Below are 25,365 nucleotides of genomic sequence, written 5' to 3'. Positions count from 1 at the left end.
CGGGATCGCACCGGGGAAAGGAGATGGCAATGCAATCCAGAAAGCGCGGTTTCACGCTGCTGGAGGTGATGGTCGCCATCGCCATCCTCGGGCTCTCGCTCACGATGATCCTTGCAGCGCAAGCGGGCGCCCTGTCGAACGCGGCGCAAGCGCGCAACATCAGCCAGGCCGCAGGGCTGCTCCGCTGCAAGATGAGCGAGCTCGAAGAGCAGATCAAAATCGCTCGCGGCTTCCCCGCACTCGATGAGGCCGACAGCGGTCCGTGCTGCGAGGGAGACGAGTCACGGATGCGATGTACCTGGAAGATCGAGAAGCCGGAGTTCCCCGATCCGAAGTACGGGGATCTGGATCTCGACTCGGATCTCGGCTCGTCCGGCCTATCTTCCCTCGGCCCACTGGCTCAAGGGATGACCGGAGGCAGCAATCCCCTCGGGCAGAACGCCTCGGTGGGTGACGTCGCGCAGCAGCTCGGCGGGGCGGACGGGGCGGCGGGAGCGCTCTCCGGGATGCTGGGGACCGTCATGCAGATGGTCTACCCCGACATCAAGATGATCTTCGAAGCGAGCACGCGGCGCCTGACGGTGAAGGTCACCTGGATGGAGGGCATCCGCGAGCGAGAGATCGAGATCGCCCAGTGGTACACGATCCCTCAGCGAGGCACGGCCATCGACCTGGGCAACATGCTGGGCGGCGCTGCTGGCGCTGGAAACCCGACGTCGCCCTCCACGGGCTCGGGAGCAGGGACGGGCCGATGAGTGCCCGACGTTCTCACGCTGGGAAGCGACGCCGCGCGGCGGGCCTCACCCTCGTCGAGGTGCTGATCTCGATCGCGATCCTCGCCCTGATCGGCACGCTGATCTACGGCGCATTCGATGGCATGAGTCGGACCCGCAAGGGGATCGGCGAGATGAGCGACCGCTATCACCAGGGTCGTCAGGCGCTGTCGCGCATCTCGAGGGAGCTGCAGTCGGCGTTCATCTCACGGCACATGCCCGTGCAGCAGATCTACCTCGTGCGAAAGACGATCTTCGCAGGTGAAAAGTCGACCCCGACGGACCGGCTCGATTTCACCTCCTTCGCACACCGCCGGCTGATGGCCGACGCCCACGAATCCGATCAGTGCGAGATCAGCTACTTCGCGGTGCGTGACCCGGACCAGCGGGGCAAGATCGATCTCGTGCGACGTGAGGCGAAGATCATCGATCTGGACCCTCAGCACGGTGGGGTCGTCAACGTGCTGGCGGAGGACATCGACAGCTTCACGCTGAGGTATCTCGATCCGATCTCCGACGACTGGGTCGACACCTGGGACACGACGCAGGCCACGGGCCAGCTCGATAGGCTCCCGCGGCAGGTCTGGGTGAAGCTCGTGCTTCGAGGCGGCCCTGGCGGACAGCTCCTGAAGTTCGAGACGAAGGTGTCCATCCCCATCCTGGTGCCCCTGGGCTGGGCAGACCAGAACCCCAACACCAGCAGCTTGAGTCAGTCCGGAGGCATGCAGGCGGGCAATGACAGGATGTCTTCTGCCAACGCCGCCATGCAACGCAGCACCGGGACCCCGGGAAACACGCCGACGACCGGGAACAACCAGCGCGGGGGAACACCGGGCGGTGGCTCTCCCCTCGGAGGAGGCTCCCCCTTCGGAGGCGGGCAGATCCCCGGGATGCGGCGATGACGGCGCCTCGGTCAGGCTCCAGGCGCGAACGCGCACGGCGAGTTCAGGATCGTCGCGGGGTGGCGCTGGTCATGGTCATGGGCGCCATCGCGGTGCTCACCGTGTTCCTGACCGATCTCCAGGACGAGACCACCTCGGAACTCTCCGCAGCGCTGGCCGATCGCGACGCGCTCAGGGCGGAGTACCACGCACGGAGTGCGGTCAACCTGGGGCGCCTGGTGATTGCGACAGAGCCCACCATCCGCAATTCGCTGCTCCCCATGTTTCTCATGATGGGGATGCAGAGTTCTCCACAGATCCCCGTCTGGAACTATGCCGACATGCTCGTGGGGCCCTTCAATGACGCCTCGGGAGCGGCTGCCTTCACGGGCATCGCCGGCATCGATACCGCGGGTGGGAAGAACCTGGGGCTCGCCGGAGGCGGTCGCTTCGAACTCAAGATCGTCGACGAGGACTCGAAGATCAACGTCAACCTCGCCGCGAAGGGGCACATCTCGTTCACCGACCAGGCACGGCTGGCCCAGCAGCTCCTCGCCCTGTTCAATCAGAATCAGTACCGCCCCCTCTTCGAGGAACGTGACGCGGATGGTCAGTACTCCGATCCCTCGACCATCTGCAGCGCCATCATCGACTGGGCGGACGATGACGAGCAGAACAACGGCTGCAACCCGATGGCCACCACCGCTGCCGCTGCCGCGACGGGTGTCGAGGACAATTTCTATCAGCTCATTGGCAAAGGTTATCTCCGGAAGAACGCCGCCTATGACTCGATCGAAGAGCTGAGAATGGTGCGGGGGGTCGGCGACGATTTCTGGGCGACGTTCATCGATCCCGATCCGAGTAACCCCAGCAAGCGCATCATGACCGTGTGGGGCAAGCCGCAGGCGGCCGTGAACGTGAACACCGCCAACCCCGCCACCCTGCTGGCCCTCGTGTGCGCATACGCCGATCCGACCACGCCACTCTGCATCGACCCGGCGCAGGCGGGGCAGTTTCTCATGGGACTCTCCCTGGTGCAGGGAATGCTCCAGGGCGCGCCCGTCTTCGGCAAGGGCGCCGACTTCGTGAATGCCATCAGCGGCAAGGGGCAAGGCGGCGGCATCGGGGCGATGGTGCTCGGCGCACTCGGGGTCCAGCCCGTCACGTTCATGCCGGCGATGGAAACGGAGTTCAAGAAGGCGGTGAGCACCGAGAGCAAGTTCTTCAGCATCTACGCGGAAGGCGTGATCCCGGGGAACAAGCGCGAGACGCGGGTGCGCATTCACGCGGTGGTCGACATCACCGGCGCGACGGCCCTCTCGGCGGCGGCTCAGGAGGCGGGGGTGATCCCGATGGGGACCTCCAGCTCCCTCGGCTCTTCGATGAACCCGCAGACTCATGAATCGAACGTCCGGACCGACCCCGCCGGGAACATCGTCTACTGGCGCATCGAGTAGGATCAGGGCACAAGGGAAAGCGTCCGATGGCAAGGTTGCTCGGTATCGATGCAGAGAAGAACGTGGTGCGGGCGGTCCTCATCCGGACTGCCTACCGCAAGGTGATCCTCGAGGGCTTCGGGGAGGTCTCCGTCGCTGACGCGGGCTCCCAGATCGCCGCCATGAAGGCCGCCGCAGGCATGGTCCGCCCCGACGCGGCGTCCGTCGCCCTCTCCGGCGAGCAGTCGTTCTACCGGCGTCTCGACATGCCGGCGGCGGCGCAGAAGGAGCTGGAGAGCGTCCTCGCCTTCGAGCTGGAGGCGACCATCCCCTTCGAGATGGATGACGCCATCTTCGACTACCGCGTGCTCAAGCGAGAGCCCGGTTCCACGACCATCCCGGTCTTCGCTGCCGTCGCGCGCACGGCCGACGTACGGGAGCGAATCACCGCCGTACGGGAGGCGATCGACCTCGAGCCGGAGCGCGTCTCCACCGGGCCCCTCTCGCTCGCAAACCTGGAGACGGTGATGCCCACGCTGTCGAAGCCGCCGGGCGTCGCGACGGGACCGGTCGTCCTCCTCAACCTCGAGTCCCATACCTCCGACATGCTGGTCGTTTCCGACGGTGAGCCGGTCTTTGCCCGCACGCTGTCCCGTGGGATGGCTGGACTCACCTTCGAATCAGCCCCCCTTTTCGCCCGCGAGCTGCGTCAAACGCTGGCCGCGTGGCGGAATCTGGGCGGCAATCCACCGGCCGGGATCTACCTGATCGGTGGTGGAACGAGTCTACATAGCGCTGAGCAGTGGTTCTCGGGCGAGCTCGGCCTCCCCCTCTTGCCGCTACCCCAAGCGCGACTCGAAGGCATCACGCCAGAGCAGACCGCGGTCCTCCCCCGCTTCGCGAAGGCGCTCGCGCTCGCGCTCGGCCTCGCGGGGCGCCCCAGAGGCCTCAACCTGCGCCGCGGCGCCCTGGAAGCCGAACGCAGCTACCCCTTCCTCCGCGAGAAGGTGCCCATGCTCGCGGGCCTCGGGACGGTCATCGCCCTGAGCTTCGGCTTCTCGATCATCGCCGAGATGCGCGGCCTCAATGCCGAGCACGAGGCCCTCACCGGCGTGCTCTCCTCCGCCTCCCGTGATGTCCTCGGCGAAGAGACGAGCGATCCGATTCGTGCCCGCGAGCTGCTCGAGAGCGGCCCGGCCGCCGACGAGGATCCCATGCCGCGCGTCGATGCCTTCGACGTCATGGTGCAGCTCTCCAAGGCCGTCCCGAAGGAGGTCACCCACGACGTGCTCGAGCTCGACGTGAACCGCGGACACGCCACCATCCAGGGCGTGGTCCCCTCCGTCGCCGACGCGCAGGCCATCACCGAGAAGCTCAAGGAGTACAAGTGCTTCCGTGACGTGAAGGTCGGGCGCTTCTCCCAGTTCACCGAGGGGAAACAGAAGTACGTGCTGGAGATGACGCTCGCCTGCGAGGACAAGAACAAGAAGAAGCCCAAGAGCAGCGCCGAGGGTGAGGGGACGAGTTCTCCCGCCGAAAAGCCGGAGGGAATCTGATGGCCACCATGCGCGAGCGCCTCGACAAACTGGAGCCGCGAGAGCGTCGGCTGCTGCTGATCTTCGGTGCCTTCGTCGGCGCCATTCTCCTCCTCGTGATGCCTTTCGGCCTGATGCGCATGGTCTCCACGCAGCGCAGCGAGAACCAGGAGATCCGCGATCTGGTCAGCTCGATCTACGAGGCCGAAGGTCGACTCGCCGAGCGCAAATCGCAGCGAGGTGCGCTCCTCGCGCGCTACGCCAAGCCGGCCCCTGCGCTTCCGGGATACCTCGAAGAGACGGCGAAGAAGCAGGGCCTCACGGCCTCCGAGTCACAAGAGCGCCCCGACGTGCCTCACGGCAAGCGGTACACCGAGAAGGTGACCGTGGTGAAGATGAACAAGATCGGCATGCTGCCGTTCGCGAAGATGCTCGAGCAGATCGAGACCTCGGGCTACCCCGTGTCGATCTCCAAGCTCAACCTCAAGCCGCGCTCCGGGGAGCCGGACTCGTATCAGGTGGAGCTCGGCGTCTCCGCATTCGAGCGCAAGCCCGACCCTGCGAGCAGCGCCGCAGGCGCGAACACGGCGCAGCCGAGCGGTGAGCCTTCCGAGGACGCGGAGAGCGAGAAATGAAGCAATGGGCGCTCAAGGTCGCGCGGTGGACGGCCTACCCCGCATTCTACCTCTTCTGTCTGAGCCTGTTCGGCTACCTCACCTTTCCCTATGATCGCCTGAAGGATCGGCTGATCGAGGAGTTCGATCGGGCGCAGACGAAGCGCGGCGGCACGGCGACACAGAAGCTGGAGATCGATGAGCTCGACTCCTACTGGTTCACCGGCCTCGAAGTGAAAGGGGCGCGCCTCATCCTGCCCCCTGAAGGAGCGACGACGGCCCGCGGGCTCCCGTCCGCTGGGAGCGCCGACAGCGCGTCCAGCGGCCCCCGTCCCTCGGTGATCGAGATCGACGAAGCTCACGCGCGGGTACGCATTCTCCCCCTCTTCATGGGTCGCATCCGCGTCGACTTCTGGGCCAATGTGTTCGGAGGGGTGGTGCAAGGCGTCGCCCCCGTGGGCAAGACGAGCGGCGCCATCGAGGTCGAGATGACGGACCTCGATCTGAGCAAGATCGAGCCCCTCGAAGAGGCCATCGGTGGCATCCCGTTGCGCGGGACGCTGAGCGGCAAGCTCGAGCTCGAGGCTCCCGAGGGCAAATTCAACAAGGCCAACGGTCTCCTCGAGATCACCGGGACGGAAGTCATGGCCGGCGACGGGAAGACGAAAATCAAAGGGCTGATCGAGCTTCCGACAGCGCGCCTCGGCGAACTCACCGTCTCCGCCGAAGCCAAGGACGGGATCCTCAAGTTCACCAAGCTTTCAGCCGGCGGACCGGATGTCGAGCTCGAGGGGGACGGCAAGGTCAACGTGCGCGAGCCATGGAACAACTCGCTGGCGGACCTCTACGTACGCTTCAAGTTCTCGGATGCTTACCGCGGCAAGAACGACACGACCAAGTCGGTCCTCGGTGATCCCAGCGGGTCCGGACCGCCAGGCCTCATCGAGACGCTGGAGCCGCGGATGAAGCGCGCCAAGCGCTCCGATGGGTTCTACGGTTGGCACGCGCATGGCGCTTTGAAGCGGCTGAAGTTCGACCCCCATGCGAGCGATACCCCGGCGGCGTCTCGCCAGCGCGGGCGGGGCACCGAGACGCCATTCAACGGGGCAGCCAAGAAGCCAGGAGGCCTCGGGCTTCCGCTGGGCACCTCGGAGGCCAGGAAGCCCGCGACCTCACCCCCCGTCAACGAGGCGCCGCCCCGGGAACAGGAACGACCGGAGCCCGTGCCCGAACCGGCCCCCATCCCGCCGCCTGCCCAGGAGGACCGCTTGGATCCGCCTCTGGATGTCCGCCCCCCGGTGCCTCGCGGGGAGGAACAGGTCGACGAGAACGTTCCCCAGGAACAGTGACCACCGCCCCGCCTCGGCGAGGGCGGGCCGGCACTCGTTCACACGGCAGGGGCGCGCGTCCCCACCCCCTACCAGCCCCCGCCCTCCAAGCGCGACGTCTGACGCATCTCGACGCTTCGGACCATCGGCGCAGCGTGCGTACAGGCAGAGAGCCGACCTCACCTCGTCGCCTCGCGGAGCGTGCGAAGCTCCCGGTCGCATGGGTCAAGCGCTCACACGCGCGGGCAACCCTGCCGCTTCGATGCGGGCTGCGAACGCCCGGAGCCAGGTTTCTGGGAGGGGTTCCAGCCGGGAAGCCTCTGGCTGCATCGAAGGGCGCGCGACCGTGTAGAGCAGCACCCCGCGCACGGGCACCCCGCGCTCGACCAGGGCGCGGATGCCTTCCAGGTAGGCCACCAGCTCTTCCTCCACGGGCTCCTGCCCGTCCCACGAGAACAGACAGGTCTGAAGCCAGGTGGGGCAGGCGCTCGCCGCGATGCTCAGCCGGGCGAGGTGCTCTTCGAGGGGCGCGGCGCTGTGGTTGATCCGGCGTGCCCCTTCGGCCGTGAAGCTGTCGAGCTTGAACCACACCTCCCCGTTCAGCGTCGCCATGCGCGCTATCGCATCGGCCACCGGGCGCTTGTTCAACATCGACCCGTTCGTGATGAGCACCAGCTTCACCGAGCCCAGCAGCCCGAACGCTTCGAGCACCTGGCCAGCGATGTCCACGGCCTCCCCGAACTGAGGTGACGTGGTGGGTTCACCATTACCGGAAAACGCGACATCGTTGAGCCGGCGCACCCCCTCGGGAACGCACCGCTCCATGAAGTCCCCGTGGGTGACCTCCTCCAGCAGACCGCGGAGCTCCTGCTCGAGCTGCACCAGATCCACCGCCGGCCCCTTCCCGAACGTGAGATCAGGGACCTGGCAGTACACGCAGCGCCAGTTGCAGGCATTGTTGGGGTTCAAGTTGACCCCCACCGAGACGCCCCCGGCCCGCCGCGACACCACCGGGTAGACGTACGTCATCCCGGCAGCGCGACGGTCGTGATCCGTGACGGTGAGGCGGCGCGACACACTAACCACCCGGACAGTTTAAGCACCTGGCGCAGCGAGACCAGGACCCGAACAGGCAGGGGCCCTCTGGCCCCTCCGGCGCCGGGCGGCTGGCGCGCGGCCCGTCCGCCCGAACACGCGTGCCTTCTGCGACGCACCGCGTGGTCCCGCCCAAACCGGCGCGGCCGTTGACATCACCGCACCGCCACGCCAAACGGCCCCGATGCTCAACGCCTACATCTCAGGGACCGGCTCTTACGTGCCGCCTCGTGTCGTCACCAACGACGATCTCGCTCGTGATTTCGGCATCGACACGACGCACGAGTGGGTCGTTCAGCGCACCGGCATCGAGGCACGACGGTTCGCCGAAGAAGGCGTGGGGAGCTCCGATCTGGCGGTCCATGCGGCCGAGGAGGCAATCGCCAGGGCAGGGATCCAGAAACACGACCTCGACCTCATCCTGTTCTCCACCCTGTCCCCCGAGCACCATTTCCCCGGCTCTGGCGTCTATCTGCAGCGCAAGCTCGGGCTGCTGGAGGGGGACTCGCCGAAATTCGTCCCCGCGATGGACATTCGCAACCAGTGCTCCGGTTTCCTCTATGGCCTCGGGACGGCCACTGCGATGGTCCGTTCCGGCGCGGCCCGTCATGTCCTCGTGGTCGGCGCGGAGACGCACTCGGCAGCCCTCGACCTCAGCACACGCGGCCGACAGGTCGCCTCGCTGTTCGGCGACGGCGCCGGCGCGGTCATTGTGAGCGCCACCGAAGAAGACAGGGGCGTCCGCACCTGGCACCTGGGCGCCGACGGCCGCTTCGCAGATACGCTGTGCCTCAAGGTCTGGGATATCCGTAAAAGACCTTATATCCCGGTAGGGGAAGATGGAATGGGACGGGTCGACCCTGCCATGCTCTGGCCATACATGGAGGGGAAGGTTGTTTTCCGCCATGCTGTCGAGAGGATGTGTGGCGCGCTCATGCAGGCTTGCTGGGCGCTCAATGTCGATGCCAACGATATCGACCTCTTCTTCTTTCACCAGGCAAACAAACGAATCAATGAGTACGTTGCGAGCACGCTGAACATCCCCCCCCACAAGGTGCTCAGCAATATCGAGCGCTACGGGAACACCACGGCAGCGACCATCCCTCTGCTCCTCGCGGAGGCAGAGCGTGAAGGAACCCTTCGGAAGGGCATGAAGGTCGCGCTCGTCGCCTTCGGGTCGGGATTTACCTGGGGTTCCGCGATCGTCGACTGGTGAGCGAGCACATCGCGTTCCACCCGCCCTCATTGCGCGTGAAACGATGTGCATGAAACGATCACAGGCGAAGAAGCCCCGTCCCACGGTTGACACTGCTTCGTACGAACGACTACCTTAGCTTTCCAGGGGGGGACGCCATGGCGCGTTGGGAAGAGCCGCGATCTCATGGTGCGCGAATGCGCGTGGAACGCCAGTGGATCCAGCGAGATCAGCGCGCCTCAGGGGCATCGCGGAGAGAAGCCGACGCCTCCTCGGAAGAGCGCATTCTTGCGCGTGCAATCATTGAGGTCCCAAGCGCTCCCGCCGTGCGATCGAAAGAGATGCTGGCCCCCATCCCGCCCGAGAGAGGGAAGCGTCACGCGCGATGCAGTGCGGGATCGATGGAATCACGCATTCACCGAATCCGCGGTCCAGCTCGTCCCGCCTTCCGATCCTCACGCGTGAGCGCTCGCTCCTTCTGCCTGGAAGCGGCCCACCAGCAGCCACACGCGTAGGGTTCACCGACGCAGGGGCGCCGGATCGCTGCACGCCATCAGGATTCGTTGCGAGTCGCGTTGTCGGAATCGCTCGACGGCTCCTGCGTGAGATACGTCCTGATCACGAAGGCGCTCGGACGACGACGGCGTCGTGCCGCCGCACAGCGGTGCCCTGGGCGGCAGACGCGTACATCCTCGCTATCGTGCCGCCCCCACCGTGTTCCGTCGTCACGCGCACGAGGATGGGCCATCACGGCGGCATAAATTTATGTGGCGATACGACCATTGCGAGTCGTATCAGGGCTCACGAGTTCAACAGCACGTCGATTCGAGTGACATGCTGGGCAGGCGCGGCCCACGTCGAAATTTCGACACCCGTGCAGCGCGCGCAGGTCGCAGGTGCTACGGCAAATAGACATTTAACTTGCAGCGACTGCATGATCCATCATATCGTCCGCATAATAGGATCAGTGGCAATCAGCCTTGCAGTGGAGGGGTTTCCCCCCATCCCAGTCCTGTAATCCGCTTGCATCCCGGTCCTCGTGTTCGAGGTCGAGGGGCCATATCTGGCTTGGCTCAGTGCAATGTGATCACTCACCCGTGGGCGGCGGTGGGGGCCAGCGACGCGGCGGCACCACTGCGTCCACGCAGTATCCAGCGTCATTCGCTCCAGCGCGCGGAGCGACAGAGGTGCATCATGAAAAGGATTGAAGAGCATCCGGTCTCGTTCGAGCAGGAGCGAATCTGGTTATTGAACCGGATCCACGGTCCTTCGCCGGCGCTGCACGAGCTGGGAGGCGTCTGGATCGATGGAGAATGCGATGTGGCGCGGCTGTCCGCGGCGCTGCGCTCCATAGCGGGACGCCACTGCATGCTGCGTGCGCGGTTCGTCGACCGCGCCGGCAAGCCACGTCAGGTCATCTCGGCGGATCCGCGCATCGATTTCGAGCTGATCCTGCTGGACGGCGGCTCCGACGAGGCGGCGATGCGGGCAGCGCAGGACGCCGCGTCACTCCCCTTTTCCTCGCTCACGGCGCCTCTCTGGAGGGTGCGTCTCGTTCGCGTCCACCCGAGGCGCCATTTCCTCGTGCTTTCACTCCACGATCTGGTGGCCGATGACACCAGCATCGGTCTCTTGCTCGCAGAACTCTTCGCGGCATACCGAGGGCACCCGCTGGCAGGGGTGGCGCTGCATTACCTGGAATACGCGCGTGCTCAGGCCACGAGCGTGGAAACAGTGATTGAAGACGAAGAGTCTGCATTTTTCCGCAGGCAGCTCGCCGGCGCCCCTCCCGCCTTGGAGTTCTGGGGTGATGGCATCGAAAGGCAAGGGGGCTCGCTCGAAACAGGCACCGCGGACTGTCATGTCGATCCCGTCCTCACCGAGCGGCTCCGGCGCATGGCCGGTGGAGACGCCGGCAGCCTGGAGGCGGCCATTCTTGCCGCACTCGCCATCGTGTTGCACCGCTGCTCGGGTCAGCCCGGCGTGGTCGTCGCCGTGCGCACCGCAGGCCGCAGTCAGCCAGGGTCGGAGCGACTGATCGGCCATGTGGGCAATCTGGTGCCCGTGGCGGTCTGGTTCGACGAGGAGACGACCTGGGAGCGGCTCGTGGCGCGCTTGCGCAGCTCCATCCGAGAGGCCCGGGCGAGAGGCCAGACCCCTTACCAGCGCATGGTCGAGACACTCGCGCCCCCGCGCACGCCAGGCCGTCCTCCCCTCGCCCAGGTGTTCTTTCATCAGCGCGAGCCGCTGCCGGAACTCGATGGGGGGCCAGGACTGAAGGTGACCTGCGCCGACCTCCGGCTTCCGTGGTCGGCATTCGACATCACCGCATCTTTTCTGACGCACAGCAAGAACACCACGCTGCGCATCGAGCACCGGCTGGACCTGCTCACCCAGGCCGCAGGGAGACGCCTGCTGAATCACTGGGAGCAGATCTTGCGCAGCAGCGTCGACGCGCCCGATGTGCCCGTCTCGTCTCTCTCCTTGCTGCCAGAGGACGAACGCTGCGCGCTCATCGATATCTGGAATTCAACATCCGCGGATTTCCAGCGGGATGCCTGCATTCATCAGCTCTTCGAGCAGCAGGTGGATCTTCAGCCCTATGCTCAGGCGCTCGTCCTGGAGAGCCGCTCCCTCACCTACATCGAGCTCGAGCGACGCGCCAATCAGCTCGCCTACCGGCTGCGTGAACTCGGCGTCGGTCCCGAGACGCTCGTCGCTTGCTGCATGGAACGCTCGGTGGAGTCCATCGTTGCGTTCCTCGGCATCCTCAAGGCGGGCGGAGCGTACCTGCCGCTGGACCCGAGCTATCCGGCGGAACGACTGGCCTTCATCCTCGAAGACAGCGGGGCCCACGTCACCCTCACGCTCGAACGCCACATCGACCGGCTTCCGCCCTGCCAGACGACGCGCCTCTGCCTCGATACCGACTGGCCCGACATCTCGCTGCGGAGTACCTCGCGGTCACGAGCCCACGTCCACCCCGCCAATGTTGCCTACGGCATCTACACCTCCGGCTCGACGGGCCGGCCCAAGGGCGTGCTCGTGGAGCACCGCCAGGGTGTCCAGCTCGTGGAGGCGCAGCGAAACGCATTCTCCGTGGGCCGAGGAGACCGGGTGCTCCAGCTCGTGTCCCTCGGGTTCGATGTTTCCGTTGGGGACTTCATCCTGGCCCTCTGCGCCGGCGCCACGCTCTGCCTCGTCCCGCCGGGCGACGCCTTGCCCGGCCCCTCGCTCGCCGCGCACCTGCGTCGCTACCGACCCACGCTGGCCACCTTCGTTCCGTCCGTCCTCGCGCAGCACCCCCTGGAGGAGCTCCCCGAACTCGAGACCCTGGTGGTGATCGGGGAGGCGTGCCCGGCATCCCTCGTCGACCGCTGGGCTCCCGGCCGTCGCTTCGTGAACGCCTACGGCCCCACCGAGGCGACGGTCTACGCCACGACGACCGACTGCCAACCAGGCGCGGGGACTCCCCCGATCGGTCGACCGATGGCCAACGCGCGGACGTACGTGCTCGACGCGCACGGCCAGCCAGTGCCCGTGGGGGTTGCCGGAGAACTCTACCTCGGCGGCTGCGGTGTCACCCGCGGGTATCTGAAGCGCGCGGCGCTCACCGCCGAGCGGTTCCTCCCCGATCCCTTCCACCTCGAGGCCGGCGCCCGGATGTACCGCACGGGCGACCGGGTTCGCTGGCGCGAGGACGGCGAGCTGGAATTCCTGGGCCGCCTGGATCATCAGGTGAAGATCCGCGGCGTGCGCGTCGAGCTGGGCGAAGTCGAGGCGCGCCTCCGCGAGCACCCCACCGTCGGGGAGGCGCTCGTGACGACACGGGAGACCACCCAGGGGAACCTCAGCCTCGTCGCCTACGTGGTCGCCGCCTCGCCATCCTCGCGCAGCGCATCGCCGAGCCACCCTCCCTGCACCGTCGACCCGTCCGAGGAAGGGCTCTCGACGAAGGCGCTCCGAGAGTTCCTCCGCACGCATCTCCCCGACGCCATGGTCCCGTCCACGTTCGTGGTGCTGGCGTCATTTCCCCTGTCGCCCAACGGAAAGATCGACCGGCGCGCGCTGCCTGCGCCGGCCGAGTCCCGTCAGGACCTCGCGAGCCCCTACGAAGCGCCGACCGACGCGCTGGAGAAGCACCTCGTCACGCTGTGGCAAGAGCTGCTCGGTATCCGACAGATCGGCGTGAACGACGACTTCTTCGCGCTCGGCGGACACTCCCTGCAAGCCGTGCAGGTGTTCTCCCGCATCCGGCAGAAGCACAGGCTCGACGTCTCGTTCACCGAGCTCTTCGCCGCCCCCACGGTCGCGGCGCTGGCCGCCCTCATCCGCACGCGCACCCCCATCGCGCAGGAGTCCATCTGCACGATCCCGAGTGCCCCCCGGGGTGGCCCCCTGCCGCTCTCCTTCGCACAGGAGCGCCTCTGGTTCCTGCACCGGCTCGCGCCGGAGAGCACGGCGTACATCTGCCCCGCCTTCTTCCGCCTGGAAGGCCCTCTCGACGCCGAGGCCCTCAGCCGGAGCTTGCATGATCTCACCCAGCGGCACGAGATCCTACGGACGACCTTCGTCGAGCAGGAGGGTCTCCCGATCCAGTGCATCCACGACGGCCGGGCGCGGCTCGTCGAGCAGGCCGACCTCTCCGACCTGCCGCCAATCGAGCGCGAAGCCGAGGTGCGACGGCGCATCGACACGGAGCTGGCCAGGCCCTTCGATCTGGAGAACGGCCCGCTGTTCCGCGCCGCGTTGCTCCGACTGGGGCCGGAGGAGCATGTGCTGCTCCTCGATTTCCATCACATCGTCACTGATGGCTGGTCCATGGGCGTGGCGCTGCGCGAGATCGCCGTTCTCTACGAGGCCAACCGCAACGGCGCACCTTCGCCCTTGTCTCCCCTGCCCGTGCAGTACGGCGATTACGCTGCGTGGCAGCGGGCGCTCGACGAGGATCCCTTCCAGCCGCACCTCGACTACTGGCGCGAGACGCTCGCCAACGTCGCGCCGCTCCTCGAACTCCCGGCCGACCGCGCGCGCCCTCCGGCGCTGAGCTTCCGTGGCGCGACGGCCTCCTTCCGGATCGGGGCCGCCGAAGCCCAGGCACTCAGGGCGCTCGCCAGCGCGCGCAGCCTGACGCCGACGATGGCCTTGCTCACGGCCTACGCCGCGCTGCTCCATCGCTACACGCACCGCGACGACCTGCTCATCGGCATCCCTGTCGCTGGCCGTGATCGCGTCGAGCTGGAAGGCTCGCTCGGCTTCTTCGTCAACACCGTCCCCGTCCGGCTCGATCTCTCGGGAGATCCGACGTTCGAAGAGCTGCTCCAGCGGGTCGGACAAGCCAGCGTGGCGGCGTACGAGCACGCCTCCGTCCCCTTCGAGCGGCTCGTTCAAGAGCTCCGGATCGCGCGCAGTCCGAGCTACAACCCGCTGGTCCAGGTCGCGTTCGCTCCGCAGCCTCCTGGTGAGCGGCACCTCGACCTGGAGGGGGTGATTTCACACCCCATCACCGCCAAGGCGCGCTCCACGATCTTCGACCTGAGCCTGTTCTGCTGGGAAGAGAGCGACGGCAGCGTGATCGGTGCCTTCGAGCACAGCACCGATCTCTTCGACGACTGGCGCATCGCGGCCATGATCCGTCACTTCCTGCGCCTCGTGCAGGGAGCGGCCACCACCCCTGGCACGAAGCTGTCGGCGCTCCCACTGCTCGCGCCGGAAGAGCAAGCCGAGCTCCTCGGCTCCATGGGCCGGGGGCCGCGCCTCGAACTGCCGACGACCCGCTGCCTCCACGAGCTCTTCGAAGAGCAGGCCGATCGCAACCCGCACACGCCGGCGGTGATCGCCAGCGGCCACATGCTCACCTACCGCGAGCTCGACGAAGCGTCGAACCGCCTCGCCCGACGTCTGCGTGAGGCGGGTGCGGGCGGCACGCTGGTCGCGAGCTGCCTCAAACACTCCATCGATGTGGTCGTCGCCTTCTTCGGCGTCCTCAAGGCCGGCGCCACCTACCTGCCGCTGGACCCGGCCCATCCGACCGATCGACTGGCTTTCCTGATCGAAGACAGCGGCGCCCCCGTGCTCCTCTGCCACGCCGACACGGCGGGGCGCCTGCCGGACCGCTGCAAGATCACCCTGCAGCTCAGCACGATCGAAGCGGGGCGCGAGCCAGGCACCACCGCGCGGCTGCCCAGCCAGGTGCGTCCCGCCGACCCGGCGTACGTGATCTACACCTCCGGCTCCACCGGCCGCCCCAAGGGGGTCGTCGTCGAGCATCGGAACGCCGTTCACCTCGTCGAGGCGGGCCGGGGACTGCTCGGCCTCCGTCCCGGCGCGCGCGTCCTGCAGACGGCAGCCCTCGGGTTCGATGCTTCCATCTGGGAGCTGCTCATGACCCTCTGCGCGGGCGCCACGCTCTACATCGAGCCGTCGTACGCCGTCATGCCCGGCCCCGACCTGTCCCGATCGCTGCGGCGCCATCGGATCACGTCGGTGTTCCTGCCCCCGTCCGTCCTGGCGCAGCAGCCCGTGGAGGCATTCCCCGATCTCGAGACCATCATCGTTGGCGGCGAGGCCTGCCCGGCAGACCTGGTCGACCGCTGGGCGAAGAGCCGGAGGCTCATCAACGCCTACGGCCCCACCGAATGCACCGTCGCCTCCACGATGACCGAGTGTCATCCAGGCCGCGGCGCGCCTCCCATCGGGAGGCCCCTCGCCAACGTCCGCGCGCTCCCGCTGGGCCCTCACGGAGAGCTCGTCCCCGTCGGCGTTCCAGGCGAGCTCCACATCGGAGGGCCGGGCGTGGCACGCGGCTACCTGCGTCGCCCCGAGCTGACCATGGAGCGTTTCATCGAGAACCCCTTCGACGACACCCCGGGCGCCAGGCTCTACCGGACGGGAGACTGGGTGCGCTTCCGGCCCGACGGGCAGCTCGAGTTCCTGGGCCGCATCGACGACCAGGTGAAGGTCAGCGGGGTTCGCATCGAGCTGCAGGAAATCGAGGCCGCCCTCGGTGAGCACCCCGCGGTCCAGGAGGCCGCGGTCCTCTTGCGGGAAGACACCCCGGGCGAGCGTCGCCTGGTGGCGTATGTCGTGCCTCGTCCGGGCTGCCCGGGCATCGCCATCGAGAAAGGCACCATCGAGGCGGAGCAGATCGAGGACTGGCGCAACCTCTACGAGGACACCTACGGCCGCGCCGTGTCCTCCGGAGGGGACATCACCTTCAACATCTCGGGCTGGGCCAGCAGCTACACGCACGGCCCCATCCCGGCCGACGTCATGCGCTCCTGGCGCAACAGCACCGTGGCACGCATCCTCGCGCTCCAGCCCGAGCGCGTCTGGGAGATCGGCTGCGGGACGGGGCTGCTCCTGTACCAGGTCGCGCCGCGCTGCGCGGAGTACCTGGGCACGGACTTCTCCGAGTCGGCGATCGCGCTCCTGCGCCATGGCACCGCGGAGCAAGGGCTCGACCACGTGCGCCTCGAGCGACGCGAAGCCACCGACGTCCGCCCCGCGGACGAGGGGCGCTTCGACGTGGTGGTGCTGAACTCGATCATTCAGTACTTCCCCGACGCGCGCTACCTGGAGCGGGTCATCGAGGGGGCGGTGCGCGCCGTTCGTCCCGGCGGCGTCATCTTCATCGGCGACGTCCGCAGCCTGCCACTCTTGCCTGCGTTCCATGCCTCGGTGGAACGTCACCGTGCGCCCCCGCGTCTCCCGTCGGAGATGCTGGGCGAGCGCGTCCGCCATGCCATCGCCACCGAGTCGGAGCTCGTGCTCGCGCCGGAGCTGTTCCATCGCTTCGCCCATGATCTCCTCGGTCTGGGTGGCGCCGAGGTGTGGACGAAGCGAGGCCGCCACGACGACGAGATGACCCGCTTCCGGTACGACGTCGTGCTTCACGTCGGCCAGCCGCCCCCTTCGGTCGTCGTCGAGCGCGTCCTGCGCTTCTGCCAGCTCACCGGCAGCCTCACCTCCATCGAGCGGTGGCTCCGCGACGAGCGACCGCGGGCCGCCGAGGTGACGGGCATTCCCTGCGCACGCGTCTACCAGGATGCGCAGTGCCTCGAGCAGCTCGGCATCAGCTCCCACACGCCGGAAGGTCACGCCGCGCGGGCGGCGGTGGCCCCCACGGCGATCATCGAGCCCGAGGAACTCTGGCAGCTCGGCGAGCAGCTCGGTTACGAGGTGCGCGTCTCGCCGGGCCGAGACGATCCCTACACGGTGGATGTGCTCTTCGAGAAGACCTCCATCGAGCAGCCACGGCGCTGGTGGTCACGCGCCTACGCCGCCGAGAGCATCGCCACCCCGCTGGCCAACGATCCGGTGAGCGGCAAACGGGCACAGAGGCTCTTGCCGTCCCTCCGTGCCGCCCTGCAGCACCGGCTGCCGGACTACATGGTGCCGCGCGCCTTCGTCGCCCTGGAGCGGATCCCGCTCACCCCCAACGGCAAGGTCGATCGACGCGCCTTGCCTCCGCCCGACCGCAAGAAGTCCGAGCTGACGCGCGACTTCACCCTGCCGCGCACGCCGCTGGAGGAGTCGCTCTGCGCGATCTGGCGCGATCTGCTCGACCTCGAGCAGGTGGGCATCGACAACCCCTTCTTCGACCTGGGGGGATACTCCTTGCTCTTGCCGCGCATGGGCGCGCTCATCGAGGCGCGCCTCGGCCGCTCCCTGCGCATGGTGGAGCTGTTCGAGCACGCCACGGTCCGCAGCCTCGCCGGCCACCTCGAGGCCACCGCGGAGCCCTCTGCGCTTCCGCTGAAGCCAGCGCGCCAGGACGTCGCCCTCGCTCCTCCTCTCCCCGTCACTCCCTCCACCACGCAGGACCGAGGCCCTCCGGGCGCGATCGCCATCATCGGCATGGCGGGCCGCTTCCCGGGCGCACGCAACGTGGAGGAACTCTGGCAGAACCTCTGCGGTGGGGTGGAGAGCATCACCCTCTCCACACCGGAACAGCTCGCAACGGCCGGTGTCGACAGCGCACTCCTGAAGCACCCTCGCTTCGTCCCCGCCGTGGGGGTCGTCGCCGACGCCCAGGGGTTCGATGCGTCCTTCTTCGGCTACAGCCCCAGGGACGCGGCGCTCATGGACCCACAGCACCGAGCGTTCCTCGAGTGCGCTCACGAGGCGCTGGAGAGCGCCGGCTATGGACCGCGCTCGATGAACGGCGGCGGCCCCCAGCACGACGAGCACGACGAGCTCGACGCGCGCATCGGCATCTTCGGCGGCTGCGACGCGCCTCGGTACTGGCTCGAGCAGCTCGGCCGGACCGCTGAGCCCCTCAGCGTCGACGAGTACCAGGTGCTGATCGGCAACACGCCCGACATGCTCACCACCCGCGCCGCGTACAAGCTCAACCTGCGGGGCCCCGCGCTGAACCTCGTGACCGCTTGCTCCACCTCGCTGGTCGCGGTGCACGTCGCCTGCCAGAGCCTCCGCCTCGGCGAGTGCAACCTCGCCCTCGCCGGCGCCTCGGTGATCCTCCCCCCCGATCGGCTCGGCCACGTGGCCGAGGAGGGGGCGCTCGTCTCGCCGGACGGTCACTGCCGCCCCTTCGATGCAGCGGCCCAGGGCATCGTCGGCGCGAGCGGCGTGGCCCTGGTCGCCCTCAAGCGGCTGGAAGACGCGCTGGCCGATGGAGACACGATCCACGCCGTCATCCGTGGCTCGGCCATCGGCAATGACGGGGCGAGCAAGAACAACTTCCCCGCCCCCAGCGCCGACGGACAGATCGACGTGATCAGCCGCGCCCAGAAGGCCGCCGGCGTCGACGCCGACAGCGTGGGCTTCGTCGAGGCCCACGGGACGGCCACGGCCCTCGGCGATCTCATCGAGGTCTCCGCCCTGACGCGCGCGTTCCGGCGTCACACCGACCGGCGCAACTACTGCGCCCTCGGCTCCCTCAAGGGCAACATCGGCCACACCGGCGCGACCGCCGGCGTCGCCGGGCTCATCAAGGCGGCGCTCTCGCTCCAGCACGGCGTCATCCCCCCGACGCTGCACTTCGATCGGCCCAACCCCAACCTCGACCTCGACACCTCGCCCTTCTACGTCAACAGCGAAGCCCGACCCTGGCCGAGCGGGACGACACCACGGCGCGCCGGCGTGAGTGCCTTCGGTGTCGGGGGCACGAACGCGCACGTCATCCTCGAAGAGCCACCGGCCCCCGCCGCGGCCTCGTCCTCTCGCGGCGCCCAGCTCTTCGTTCTCTCCGCCCGCACCGAGCGGGCCCTCGACACCGCCACCGAGCGCCTCGCTGCGCACCTCACCGCGGGCGCCCCCTCCGACGGGGCGCCTCGACCCGAGCCCGCCGACATCGCCTTCACCCTGCAGGTCGGTCGCGCGGAGTTCCAGGAACGCCGCGCCGTCGTCGCCAGCGACGCCGCCACCGCGGCCAGCCGGTTGAGGACGCGCGACCCCGCCTGGGGTTGCACCGCCAGGAGCGACGGCGCGCGCCCCAAGGTGGTGTTCATGTTCCCCGGCGGTGGCAGCCAGGACGGGGCGATGGGCCGCGTGCTCTACCAGACCGAGCCCGTCTACCGGCAGGCGCTCGATCAGGTCGCCTCCCTGTTCGCCGACGCCCTCGGGATCGACATGCGCACGCTCCTCTTCGCCGACGGGAGCGATCGCGCCCAGGCCGACGCGCGGCTCCACGCCCCCGCCGTGAACCTCGCGACGATCTTCGCGACCGAGCACGCCCTCTCGGAGCTGCTCTGCGCCTGGGGCGTCATCCCCGAAGCCGTCACCGGGCACAGCCTCGGCGAGTATGCGGCAGCGCGCCTCGCTGGCGTGCTCTCCCTCGAAGACGCGGTGGCCCTCGTCGCCCTTCGCGGTCGGCTCTACGAGGAGCTGCCCCGCGACTCGGCCACCATGAGCGTCCCGCTCTCCGAGGCCGAACTCCGGCCCCTGATGAGCGAAGCGCTCTCTCTCGCCGCCATCAATGCGTCGGATCTCTCGGTGGTCTCCGGCGCGCGCGCCCCCATCGCGGCCCTGGAGGCGGAGCTTCGCGACCGCGGCATCGAGCCCCGGCGGCTCCCGCTCGCGGTGGCAGCCCACTCCCGCCTCATCGCTCCGCTCTCCAGCCGCCTCGGGCAGCGCGCGGAGACCATGAAGCGAGGCTCACCCCGCCTCCCCATCGTCTCCAACGTCACCGGCGGCTGGCTCACCGAGCAGGAAGCCCGCGACCCGCACTACTGGTCGCGCCACCTGGCGAGCACGGTCCGCTTCTCCGAGGGGCTCACCACACTCCTCGACGATCCCGCGCACGTGCTCGTCGAGGTGGGCCCGGGCCGTACGCTCACCACCCTGGCCCGTCGGCACCCCGCTGCCGCCTCTCGCCTGGTGGTCACCACGCTGGCCGGCGCCAGCTCCAGCCGCGACGACCTCGAGTCCTTGCTGCTCACCCTGGGTCAGCTCTGGTGCGCCGGCGTCCCCGTGGACTTCCGCGCGATGTGGCGACACGAGCGGCGCCAGCGCGTCCCGCTCCCCACCTACCCCTTCCAGCGGACCATCCACGTCGCGCGCTCGGGAGCGGCCTCGTCGCACCCGGCCACGGGCTCTGGGCGCTCGTTCGAGAGCATCCAGCCTTCCACGCCGATCCCCTCGGTGCCGAGGCCGACCCTGCCTTCGCCCGCGCCCGGAAGCATTCCTCCGCCATCGGCGCGCTCCTCCAACATCTACGTGGCGGTGCGCGATTCGATCAGCCAGATGGTCGCCACCATCTGGGGAGAGGCGCTCGGCATCCACCAGTTCCGGCCCGACGACAACTTCTTCGACCTCGGGGGCAGCTCCCTCGGTTCGGTGAAGGTCCTCCGGCTGGTGCAGGAGCGACTCGGCATCCAGCTCGAGTCGCACGCCCTCGCCCACGATCCCACGTTCGCCGGGTTTCTGGCGCGCATCCGCAGCAAGCTCGCGCCCCCCGGCGACGCAACCGAGGCTCCCCCCTCGTCCATCTCCGGAGGCAGCGCGCCGCCCTCGCGTCGCTCGAAGCTGCTCGTCCCGCTGCACGACGGCGGCAGCCTGGCCAGCCAGCGCGACGCGGCGCTCTCGCTGCACACGGCGGCCCAGCCACTGTTCCTCATCCATCCCATCGGGGGGACGGTGATGACCTACCGGCCCCTCGCGGGCTTCCTGGGGGCGAGCCTGCCCGTCTTCGGGATCCGCGCCTCGGGCACCGCACCCGGGGAGGCGATCCTCGACGACATCACCGAGATCGCCGCCCGGTACGTCAAGGAGCTCCGCGCGCACCAACCCTACGGCCCCTACCGGATCGGAGGTCACTCCGCAGGGGGCGTGATCGCGTACGAGGTCGTGCGACAGCTCCTCGAAGCCGGCCAGAACGTCGCCTTCCTCACGCTGATCGACACGCCTTCCCTCGACGGCCTGCGGCGCCTCCGGGTCGAGACGACCGCCGACCTGCGTCGCTACGCCGAGACCTTCCGAGAGCGCATGCCGGACGATTACGAAAGCTTCGTCACCGCGCTCGACGACGAGCAAGGCCTCGCCAAGGTCATGATGGCGACCTGGAGCGCAATCACCCGCTACGAGCCGACCCCCATCGACACAGGGCTCGTCTACATCCGCGCCAAAGACGATGTCGATCCGGGTGATCCGCATCCCGAACGGTTCTGGGCGAGCTTGTCGGGCAACCCGTTCACCCAGTACGGCGTCCGAGGCAACCACTTCAGCATGCTGAAGGCAAAGCACGTCCACGACGTGGCGCGCTGGCTCGAGCGTCACCTGAAAGAGGAGGACACCCCGACCCGTCGCCACGGGAACGCCAGCGAGTCCGTCCTCACCGCAGACCGTTTCCACTGGGTGTCCTGACATCGCGGGCGGCGCGCGTGCCATGACTTCCGGGCCATGAGCACGCGCATCGCGCACTTCCATCCCGACGCGCTGGTCGCGATGACACCGCCCCTCCTGTTCCTGCAACCCCCGACGTCACCTCGCACGTTCCGTTCTGCTCAGCCAGGGATGGCGGCGAGCGCATCACGCTGACGTCTCATCCCACCCCACCTCGCCTTCCATGAGGAAGGCGGGGTTCCCCTGCAGCCCCCTTCGACGAGGAAGACGTCCTCGCGCACGGCACCGCAGCATTTCGTCACCCCCCTCGCGGCAGCGTGACCGCCACCTCATCGCGGCGTCGATGCCCTCGCCGTCGCGTGACCGCCACCTCATCGCGGCCTCGATGCCCTCGCCGTCGCGTGACCGCCACCTCATCGCGGCCTCGATGCCCTCGCCGCCACATGACCGCCACCTCATCGCGGCCTCGATGCCCTCGCCGCCACATGACCGCCACCTCATCGCGGCCTCGATGCCCTCGCCGCCACGTGACCGCGACCTCATCGCGGCGTCGATGCCCTCGCCGCTACATGACCGCGACCTCATCACGGCCTTGATGGCTGTCGCGCTTGCCAGATGCCGAGGCTCCTCCGCCAAGCCAGCTCGCAAACCCGAGACACCTTCACCCCAGGCGGCCCGCTTCCCTGATTTCCCTGGACAGGGGCACGAGGTCTACGTGACGCACCCTACATCCACCACGCCGTTCCCGACGCTCCCCGCACAAGGTAGGCAACGACGAGAGCCGGAAGCGCACAGGAGCCTCGGCCCCCTGCTTCGTCAGCCAGCAGCCCCAGTCCCGCAGCCCTCGCTCACGACTCCTCGGCCCTCGATGAAGAAAGAGGAGCAGGAGCACGCACCCGGATGCCATCGAGGATCACCGACATCATCTGTCGATGGGCTTCGGACGGATCGAGGCCCAGCTCCGAGAGCGCCTTCGGCTCGATGATGTGGTGCGCGAGCGTCAGCAGGATGCGAACGATCAGCTCTGGACGCACGTCGTCCCGCAAGGCGCCCGACGACATGCCCTGAGCGATCCACGCGCCAGGTCGACGGTAGATCACCTCCTGCCGCAGGGTCTGCAGCCGCTCGTAGAGCGCCGGCGCATCCTGAGAGAGCTCCTGGAGCAGCGGGCCCGTCCCCTTCAGCCGCGTCGCAACGATCTGCGCGACGCGCGCGAGCAGCTCGTCGAAGCTCGCCGCCTCCCTCGCGATCGCTTGCTCCAGCTCCGCGTCGAGGTTGGCCATGGCGCGCTCGATCGCTGCGACGCACAGCGCGTCCTTGCTCGGGAAGTGCTGGTAGAGGGTCTTCTTGCTCATCCGCAGCTCGGCGGCGATGTCGTCCATCGTCACGCCACCGAGTCCGTGCGCGAGGAACTGCGCCTCTGCGACGCGCAGAATCCGCTCGCGTGCGTCTCCGACCCCGCTCACGCAGCAGCCCCTTCCCCCGCACCCTTCAGCCCCGGGTTGGCCGGAGACGCAGGCCGGGGACGCACACCGTCGTGCCGGAGCCGGACGCCGGTCTTCGGTCCGAAGGTCACGTTCCGCCGCACGGCCTTCACCGGCCCCTGCTCGTCGAGCGAGAAGCGGTGCGCGAGCAGCAGCGAGCCGAGCGCGATCTTCATCTCGTACAGCGCGAACGCCGCGCCGAGACAGCGCCGCGCGCCACCGCCGAACGGTAGGTATTCGAACGGCGAGTACTTTCGGTCGAGGAAGCGCTCCGGCTTGAACTGGTCCGGCTCGGAGAAGATCGTCGGATCGTGGTGCGCGAGCACGATGGCGCCCATCACCCCGATCCCGGCGGGCAGCGCGACCCCTCGCAAGGTCATCGGAGCCTTGAGCCGACGCGGGACCAGGATCACCACCGGGTCGAGCCGCAGCGCCTCGTCGCACACCGCCCCCAGGTAGGAGGCGCGCGCCAGCGCATCGGGCGAAGGGTCCGGGCCGAGCGCGTCGAGCTCGTCGAGCAGCCGCGCCTTCACTGCCGGGAGCCGATGCACGTGGTAGAGCGCCCACGCCATGGTGATCGCCGTGGTCTCGTGGCCAGCGATGAGCATGGTCCGCAGCTCGTCCTTGATCTCCTCGTCGGTCATGGGCGTCCCCTCCTCGTCACGGGCGGAGAGCAGCAGGCTGAGGATGTCCTCGTGCTCGACCGAACTCCGCCGCCTCGCGGCGATCTCCTCGTCGAGCAGGATGTCGAAGCGGTGTGCCGTCTGCTGAAAGCGATCCCACGGAGAGACGCCGTGGAAGGAGCGCCGCAGCGGCGGGACGAACATGAGCGGGACGGTGTACGAGGAGAAGTAGCTGGCGATGGTGTCCTGGAAGGCCTTCACGCGCTCGGGCTGCTTCACACCGAAGACGGCCTGGATGATCACCTCCAGGGAGATGGCCTGGGTGAGCTGCATCGCCGTGAACGCGCCGTGCGACGGGAGCGTGGCCGCGAGGCGCAGCGTGATGTCCCGCATCAACGTGCCGTACGCGCGCATGCGATCGCCGTGGAAGGGAGGCATCAGCAGACGGCGCTCCCGCTTGTGCGCCTGACCTTCGAGGAGGAGCATCGAACTCTTCCCCAGGACCGGCAGCAGGGGGATCTGCGTGAGCGCGCCGAAGGTCGAGGGCTCGGCGGTGAAGATCTCCCGGATGCCGTCGGGATGGCCCGTGACCACCACCTTGCCCGCCGGGAGCGTCACGGTGAACGGGTCGCCGTACCGGGACACGCAGGACTTGAAGAAACGTGGCGTGTCGAGCCCGGCGAACAGGGTGTGCAGGGGGGCGAGCGGCGGGCCAGGGGGCAGAGCGACCATGCGGATCTCCTGAAGGCGAGGGAGGGCAGAGGAAACCGTAATCGCGTCCCCGGTTTCCTACAAGCTGCGCTCCCGACGGTGCGGGCTAGGTCATCCGAGCCGGCGCGCGACGCGGCGTCGAAAGGCGCTCCCAGATGCTACCCTCGGTCCGCTCATCACCATGGACATCGACGAAAATCTCGAGGTCGAGCTGCGCTTCCGCGCCAAAGCCGCCATGCGCAAGCGGGCTCGTGGGGTCAGGGGTGCCGTGCCGCGGGACGCGATCCTGAAGCGGTCGGCTCAGATCCAGGACACCTTGTCGTCGCTGCCCGAGATCGCCGCGGCGTCCCGGATTGCCCTCTTCTTTCCCATCGAGGGTCGCAACGAGGTGGACCTCGTCGCCCTCGACGCCCGGCTGCGGGAACGAGGCGCACGCATCGCTTACCCCACCGTCGATCGCGACACGCGCACCATGACCTTCCGCTTCGTCGACGATCCGCACGCGATGGAGGAGCAAGGCTCCGGCTTCTGCGAGCCCGGGCCGTCGAACGAGGAGGCCCTCGCGCTCGACGTGATCGTGGTGCCTTGTTTGCAGATCGATCCGCGGGGCTACCGGATCGGCTACGGCGCGGGGTACTACGATCGCACGCTGCCCCGCTTCTGTCCCCCAGCGCGGGCCATCGCGGTGGCGTTCGATTTCCAGCTCGTGTCCGAGATTCCCGACACGGCGTCCGACGTGCCAGTCCATGTGGTGGTCACCGACACGCGGGTGCTCCGCATCGACGCGCCCGCCGCCGAGACGCCACCCGCCCCTTGAGCGCAGCGTGGAGAAGGCCGTCGGCAGCGCGCTCCAATGAGGACGTTCAGGTTCGGTCGGGTGGAGCGG

The 25,365-nt window shown here is 68.2% G+C and carries 13 protein-coding genes; 9 read left to right on the top strand and 4 right to left on the bottom strand.

Annotation, left to right across the window (positions count from 1 at the left end; translation table 11 throughout):
• Positions 1–29 precede the first annotated feature (29 nt).
• The 6 genes from CMC5_RS04075 to gspN are packed head-to-tail and all read left to right on the top strand — an operon-like array spanning position 30 to position 6,588.
• The gene (locus CMC5_RS04075; RefSeq protein ID WP_063796205.1) at positions 30–755 is read left to right on the top strand and encodes a type IV pilus modification PilV family protein; all 726 of its coding nucleotides are present in this window, start codon (positions 30–32) and stop codon (positions 753–755) included.
• Complete coding sequence (locus tag CMC5_RS04070; RefSeq protein ID WP_063796204.1) at positions 752–1,675, top strand: type II secretion system protein GspJ; 924 nt, start codon at positions 752–754, stop codon at positions 1,673–1,675. The genes CMC5_RS04075 and CMC5_RS04070 overlap by 4 nt, the downstream gene beginning before the upstream one ends.
• A gap of 59 nt (positions 1,676–1,734) precedes the next feature.
• Complete coding sequence (locus tag CMC5_RS04065) at positions 1,735–3,111, top strand: type II secretion system minor pseudopilin (protein WP_169796451.1); 1,377 nt, start codon at positions 1,735–1,737, stop codon at positions 3,109–3,111.
• Between the two features lie 26 nt (positions 3,112–3,137).
• Positions 3,138–4,646: a type IV pilus biogenesis protein PilM gene (pilM, locus tag CMC5_RS04060; protein ID WP_050429183.1), complete on the top strand. Its 1,509-nt coding sequence runs from the start codon at positions 3,138–3,140 to the stop codon at positions 4,644–4,646.
• Positions 4,646–5,260: a hypothetical protein gene (locus tag CMC5_RS04055; RefSeq protein WP_050429182.1), complete on the top strand. Its 615-nt coding sequence runs from the start codon at positions 4,646–4,648 to the stop codon at positions 5,258–5,260. The genes pilM and CMC5_RS04055 overlap by 1 nt, the downstream gene beginning before the upstream one ends.
• Complete coding sequence (gspN, locus tag CMC5_RS04050) at positions 5,257–6,588, top strand: type II secretion system protein GspN (protein ID WP_050429181.1); 1,332 nt, start codon at positions 5,257–5,259, stop codon at positions 6,586–6,588. The genes CMC5_RS04055 and gspN overlap by 4 nt, the downstream gene beginning before the upstream one ends.
• A 204-nt stretch (positions 6,589–6,792) precedes the next feature.
• On the opposite strand, the gene CMC5_RS04045 is transcribed toward gspN, so the two are convergent.
• Complete coding sequence (locus CMC5_RS04045) at positions 6,793–7,653, bottom strand: radical SAM protein (RefSeq protein WP_218920227.1); 861 nt, start codon at positions 7,651–7,653, stop codon at positions 6,793–6,795.
• A 193-nt stretch (positions 7,654–7,846) separates the two neighbouring features.
• Between CMC5_RS04045 and CMC5_RS04040 the strand changes: the two genes are divergently transcribed.
• Positions 7,847–8,878, top strand: a complete 1,032-nt coding sequence (locus CMC5_RS04040) for a 3-oxoacyl-ACP synthase III family protein (protein WP_050429179.1) — start codon at positions 7,847–7,849, stop codon at positions 8,876–8,878.
• A gap of 1,173 nt (positions 8,879–10,051) precedes the next feature.
• Positions 10,052–21,682 (top strand): hybrid non-ribosomal peptide synthetase/type I polyketide synthase, encoded by an 11,631-nt coding sequence (locus tag CMC5_RS04035; protein WP_082362231.1) that lies wholly within the window; start codon positions 10,052–10,054, stop codon positions 21,680–21,682.
• 165 nt (positions 21,683–21,847) lie between these two features.
• Here the strand turns inward: CMC5_RS04035 and CMC5_RS04030 are convergent, their stop codons facing one another.
• The 3 genes from CMC5_RS04030 to CMC5_RS04020 form a co-directional block, all read right to left on the bottom strand.
• The gene (locus CMC5_RS04030) at positions 21,848–22,297 is read right to left on the bottom strand and encodes a hypothetical protein (protein ID WP_050429177.1); all 450 of its coding nucleotides are present in this window, start codon (positions 22,295–22,297) and stop codon (positions 21,848–21,850) included.
• A 212-nt stretch (positions 22,298–22,509) separates the two neighbouring features.
• On the bottom strand, positions 22,510–23,127 hold the full coding sequence (locus CMC5_RS04025) for a TetR/AcrR family transcriptional regulator (RefSeq protein WP_050429176.1): 618 nt from the start codon (positions 23,125–23,127) through the stop codon (positions 22,510–22,512).
• Entirely contained in the window at positions 23,124–24,500 is a 1,377-nt protein-coding gene (locus tag CMC5_RS04020; protein WP_050429175.1) for a cytochrome P450, read from the bottom strand. The genes CMC5_RS04025 and CMC5_RS04020 overlap by 4 nt, the downstream gene beginning before the upstream one ends.
• A 160-nt stretch (positions 24,501–24,660) precedes the next feature.
• Here CMC5_RS04020 and CMC5_RS04015 point away from each other — a divergent pair, with 160 nt between their 5' ends.
• On the top strand, positions 24,661–25,296 hold the full coding sequence (locus tag CMC5_RS04015) for a 5-formyltetrahydrofolate cyclo-ligase (RefSeq protein WP_245678280.1): 636 nt from the start codon (positions 24,661–24,663) through the stop codon (positions 25,294–25,296).
• The last annotated feature ends 69 nt before the right edge of the window (positions 25,297–25,365 follow it).

The organism is Chondromyces crocatus (genome assembly GCF_001189295.1).
GTDB classification, from domain to species: Bacteria; Myxococcota_A; Polyangia; order Polyangiales; family Polyangiaceae; genus Chondromyces; species Chondromyces crocatus.
This window is presented reverse-complemented; position numbering and strand designations above follow the sequence as displayed.

Coding starts and splice junctions, on each gene's coding strand:
- CMC5_RS04075 (WP_063796205.1), top strand. CDS start 30: ATGCAATCCAGAAAGCGCGGTTTCACGCTGCTGGAGGTGATGGTCGCC.
- CMC5_RS04035 (WP_082362231.1), top strand. CDS start 10,052: ATGAAAAGGATTGAAGAGCATCCGGTCTCGTTCGAGCAGGAGCGAATC.
- pilM (WP_050429183.1), top strand. CDS start 3,138: ATGGCAAGGTTGCTCGGTATCGATGCAGAGAAGAACGTGGTGCGGGCG.
- CMC5_RS04070 (WP_063796204.1), top strand. CDS start 752: ATGAGTGCCCGACGTTCTCACGCTGGGAAGCGACGCCGCGCGGCGGGC.
- CMC5_RS04040 (WP_050429179.1), top strand. CDS start 7,847: ATGCTCAACGCCTACATCTCAGGGACCGGCTCTTACGTGCCGCCTCGT.
- gspN (WP_050429181.1), top strand. CDS start 5,257: ATGAAGCAATGGGCGCTCAAGGTCGCGCGGTGGACGGCCTACCCCGCA.
- CMC5_RS04020 (WP_050429175.1), bottom strand. CDS start 24,500: ATGGTCGCTCTGCCCCCTGGCCCGCCGCTCGCCCCCCTGCACACCCTG.
- CMC5_RS04015 (WP_245678280.1), top strand. CDS start 24,661: ATGGACATCGACGAAAATCTCGAGGTCGAGCTGCGCTTCCGCGCCAAA.
- CMC5_RS04055 (WP_050429182.1), top strand. CDS start 4,646: ATGGCCACCATGCGCGAGCGCCTCGACAAACTGGAGCCGCGAGAGCGT.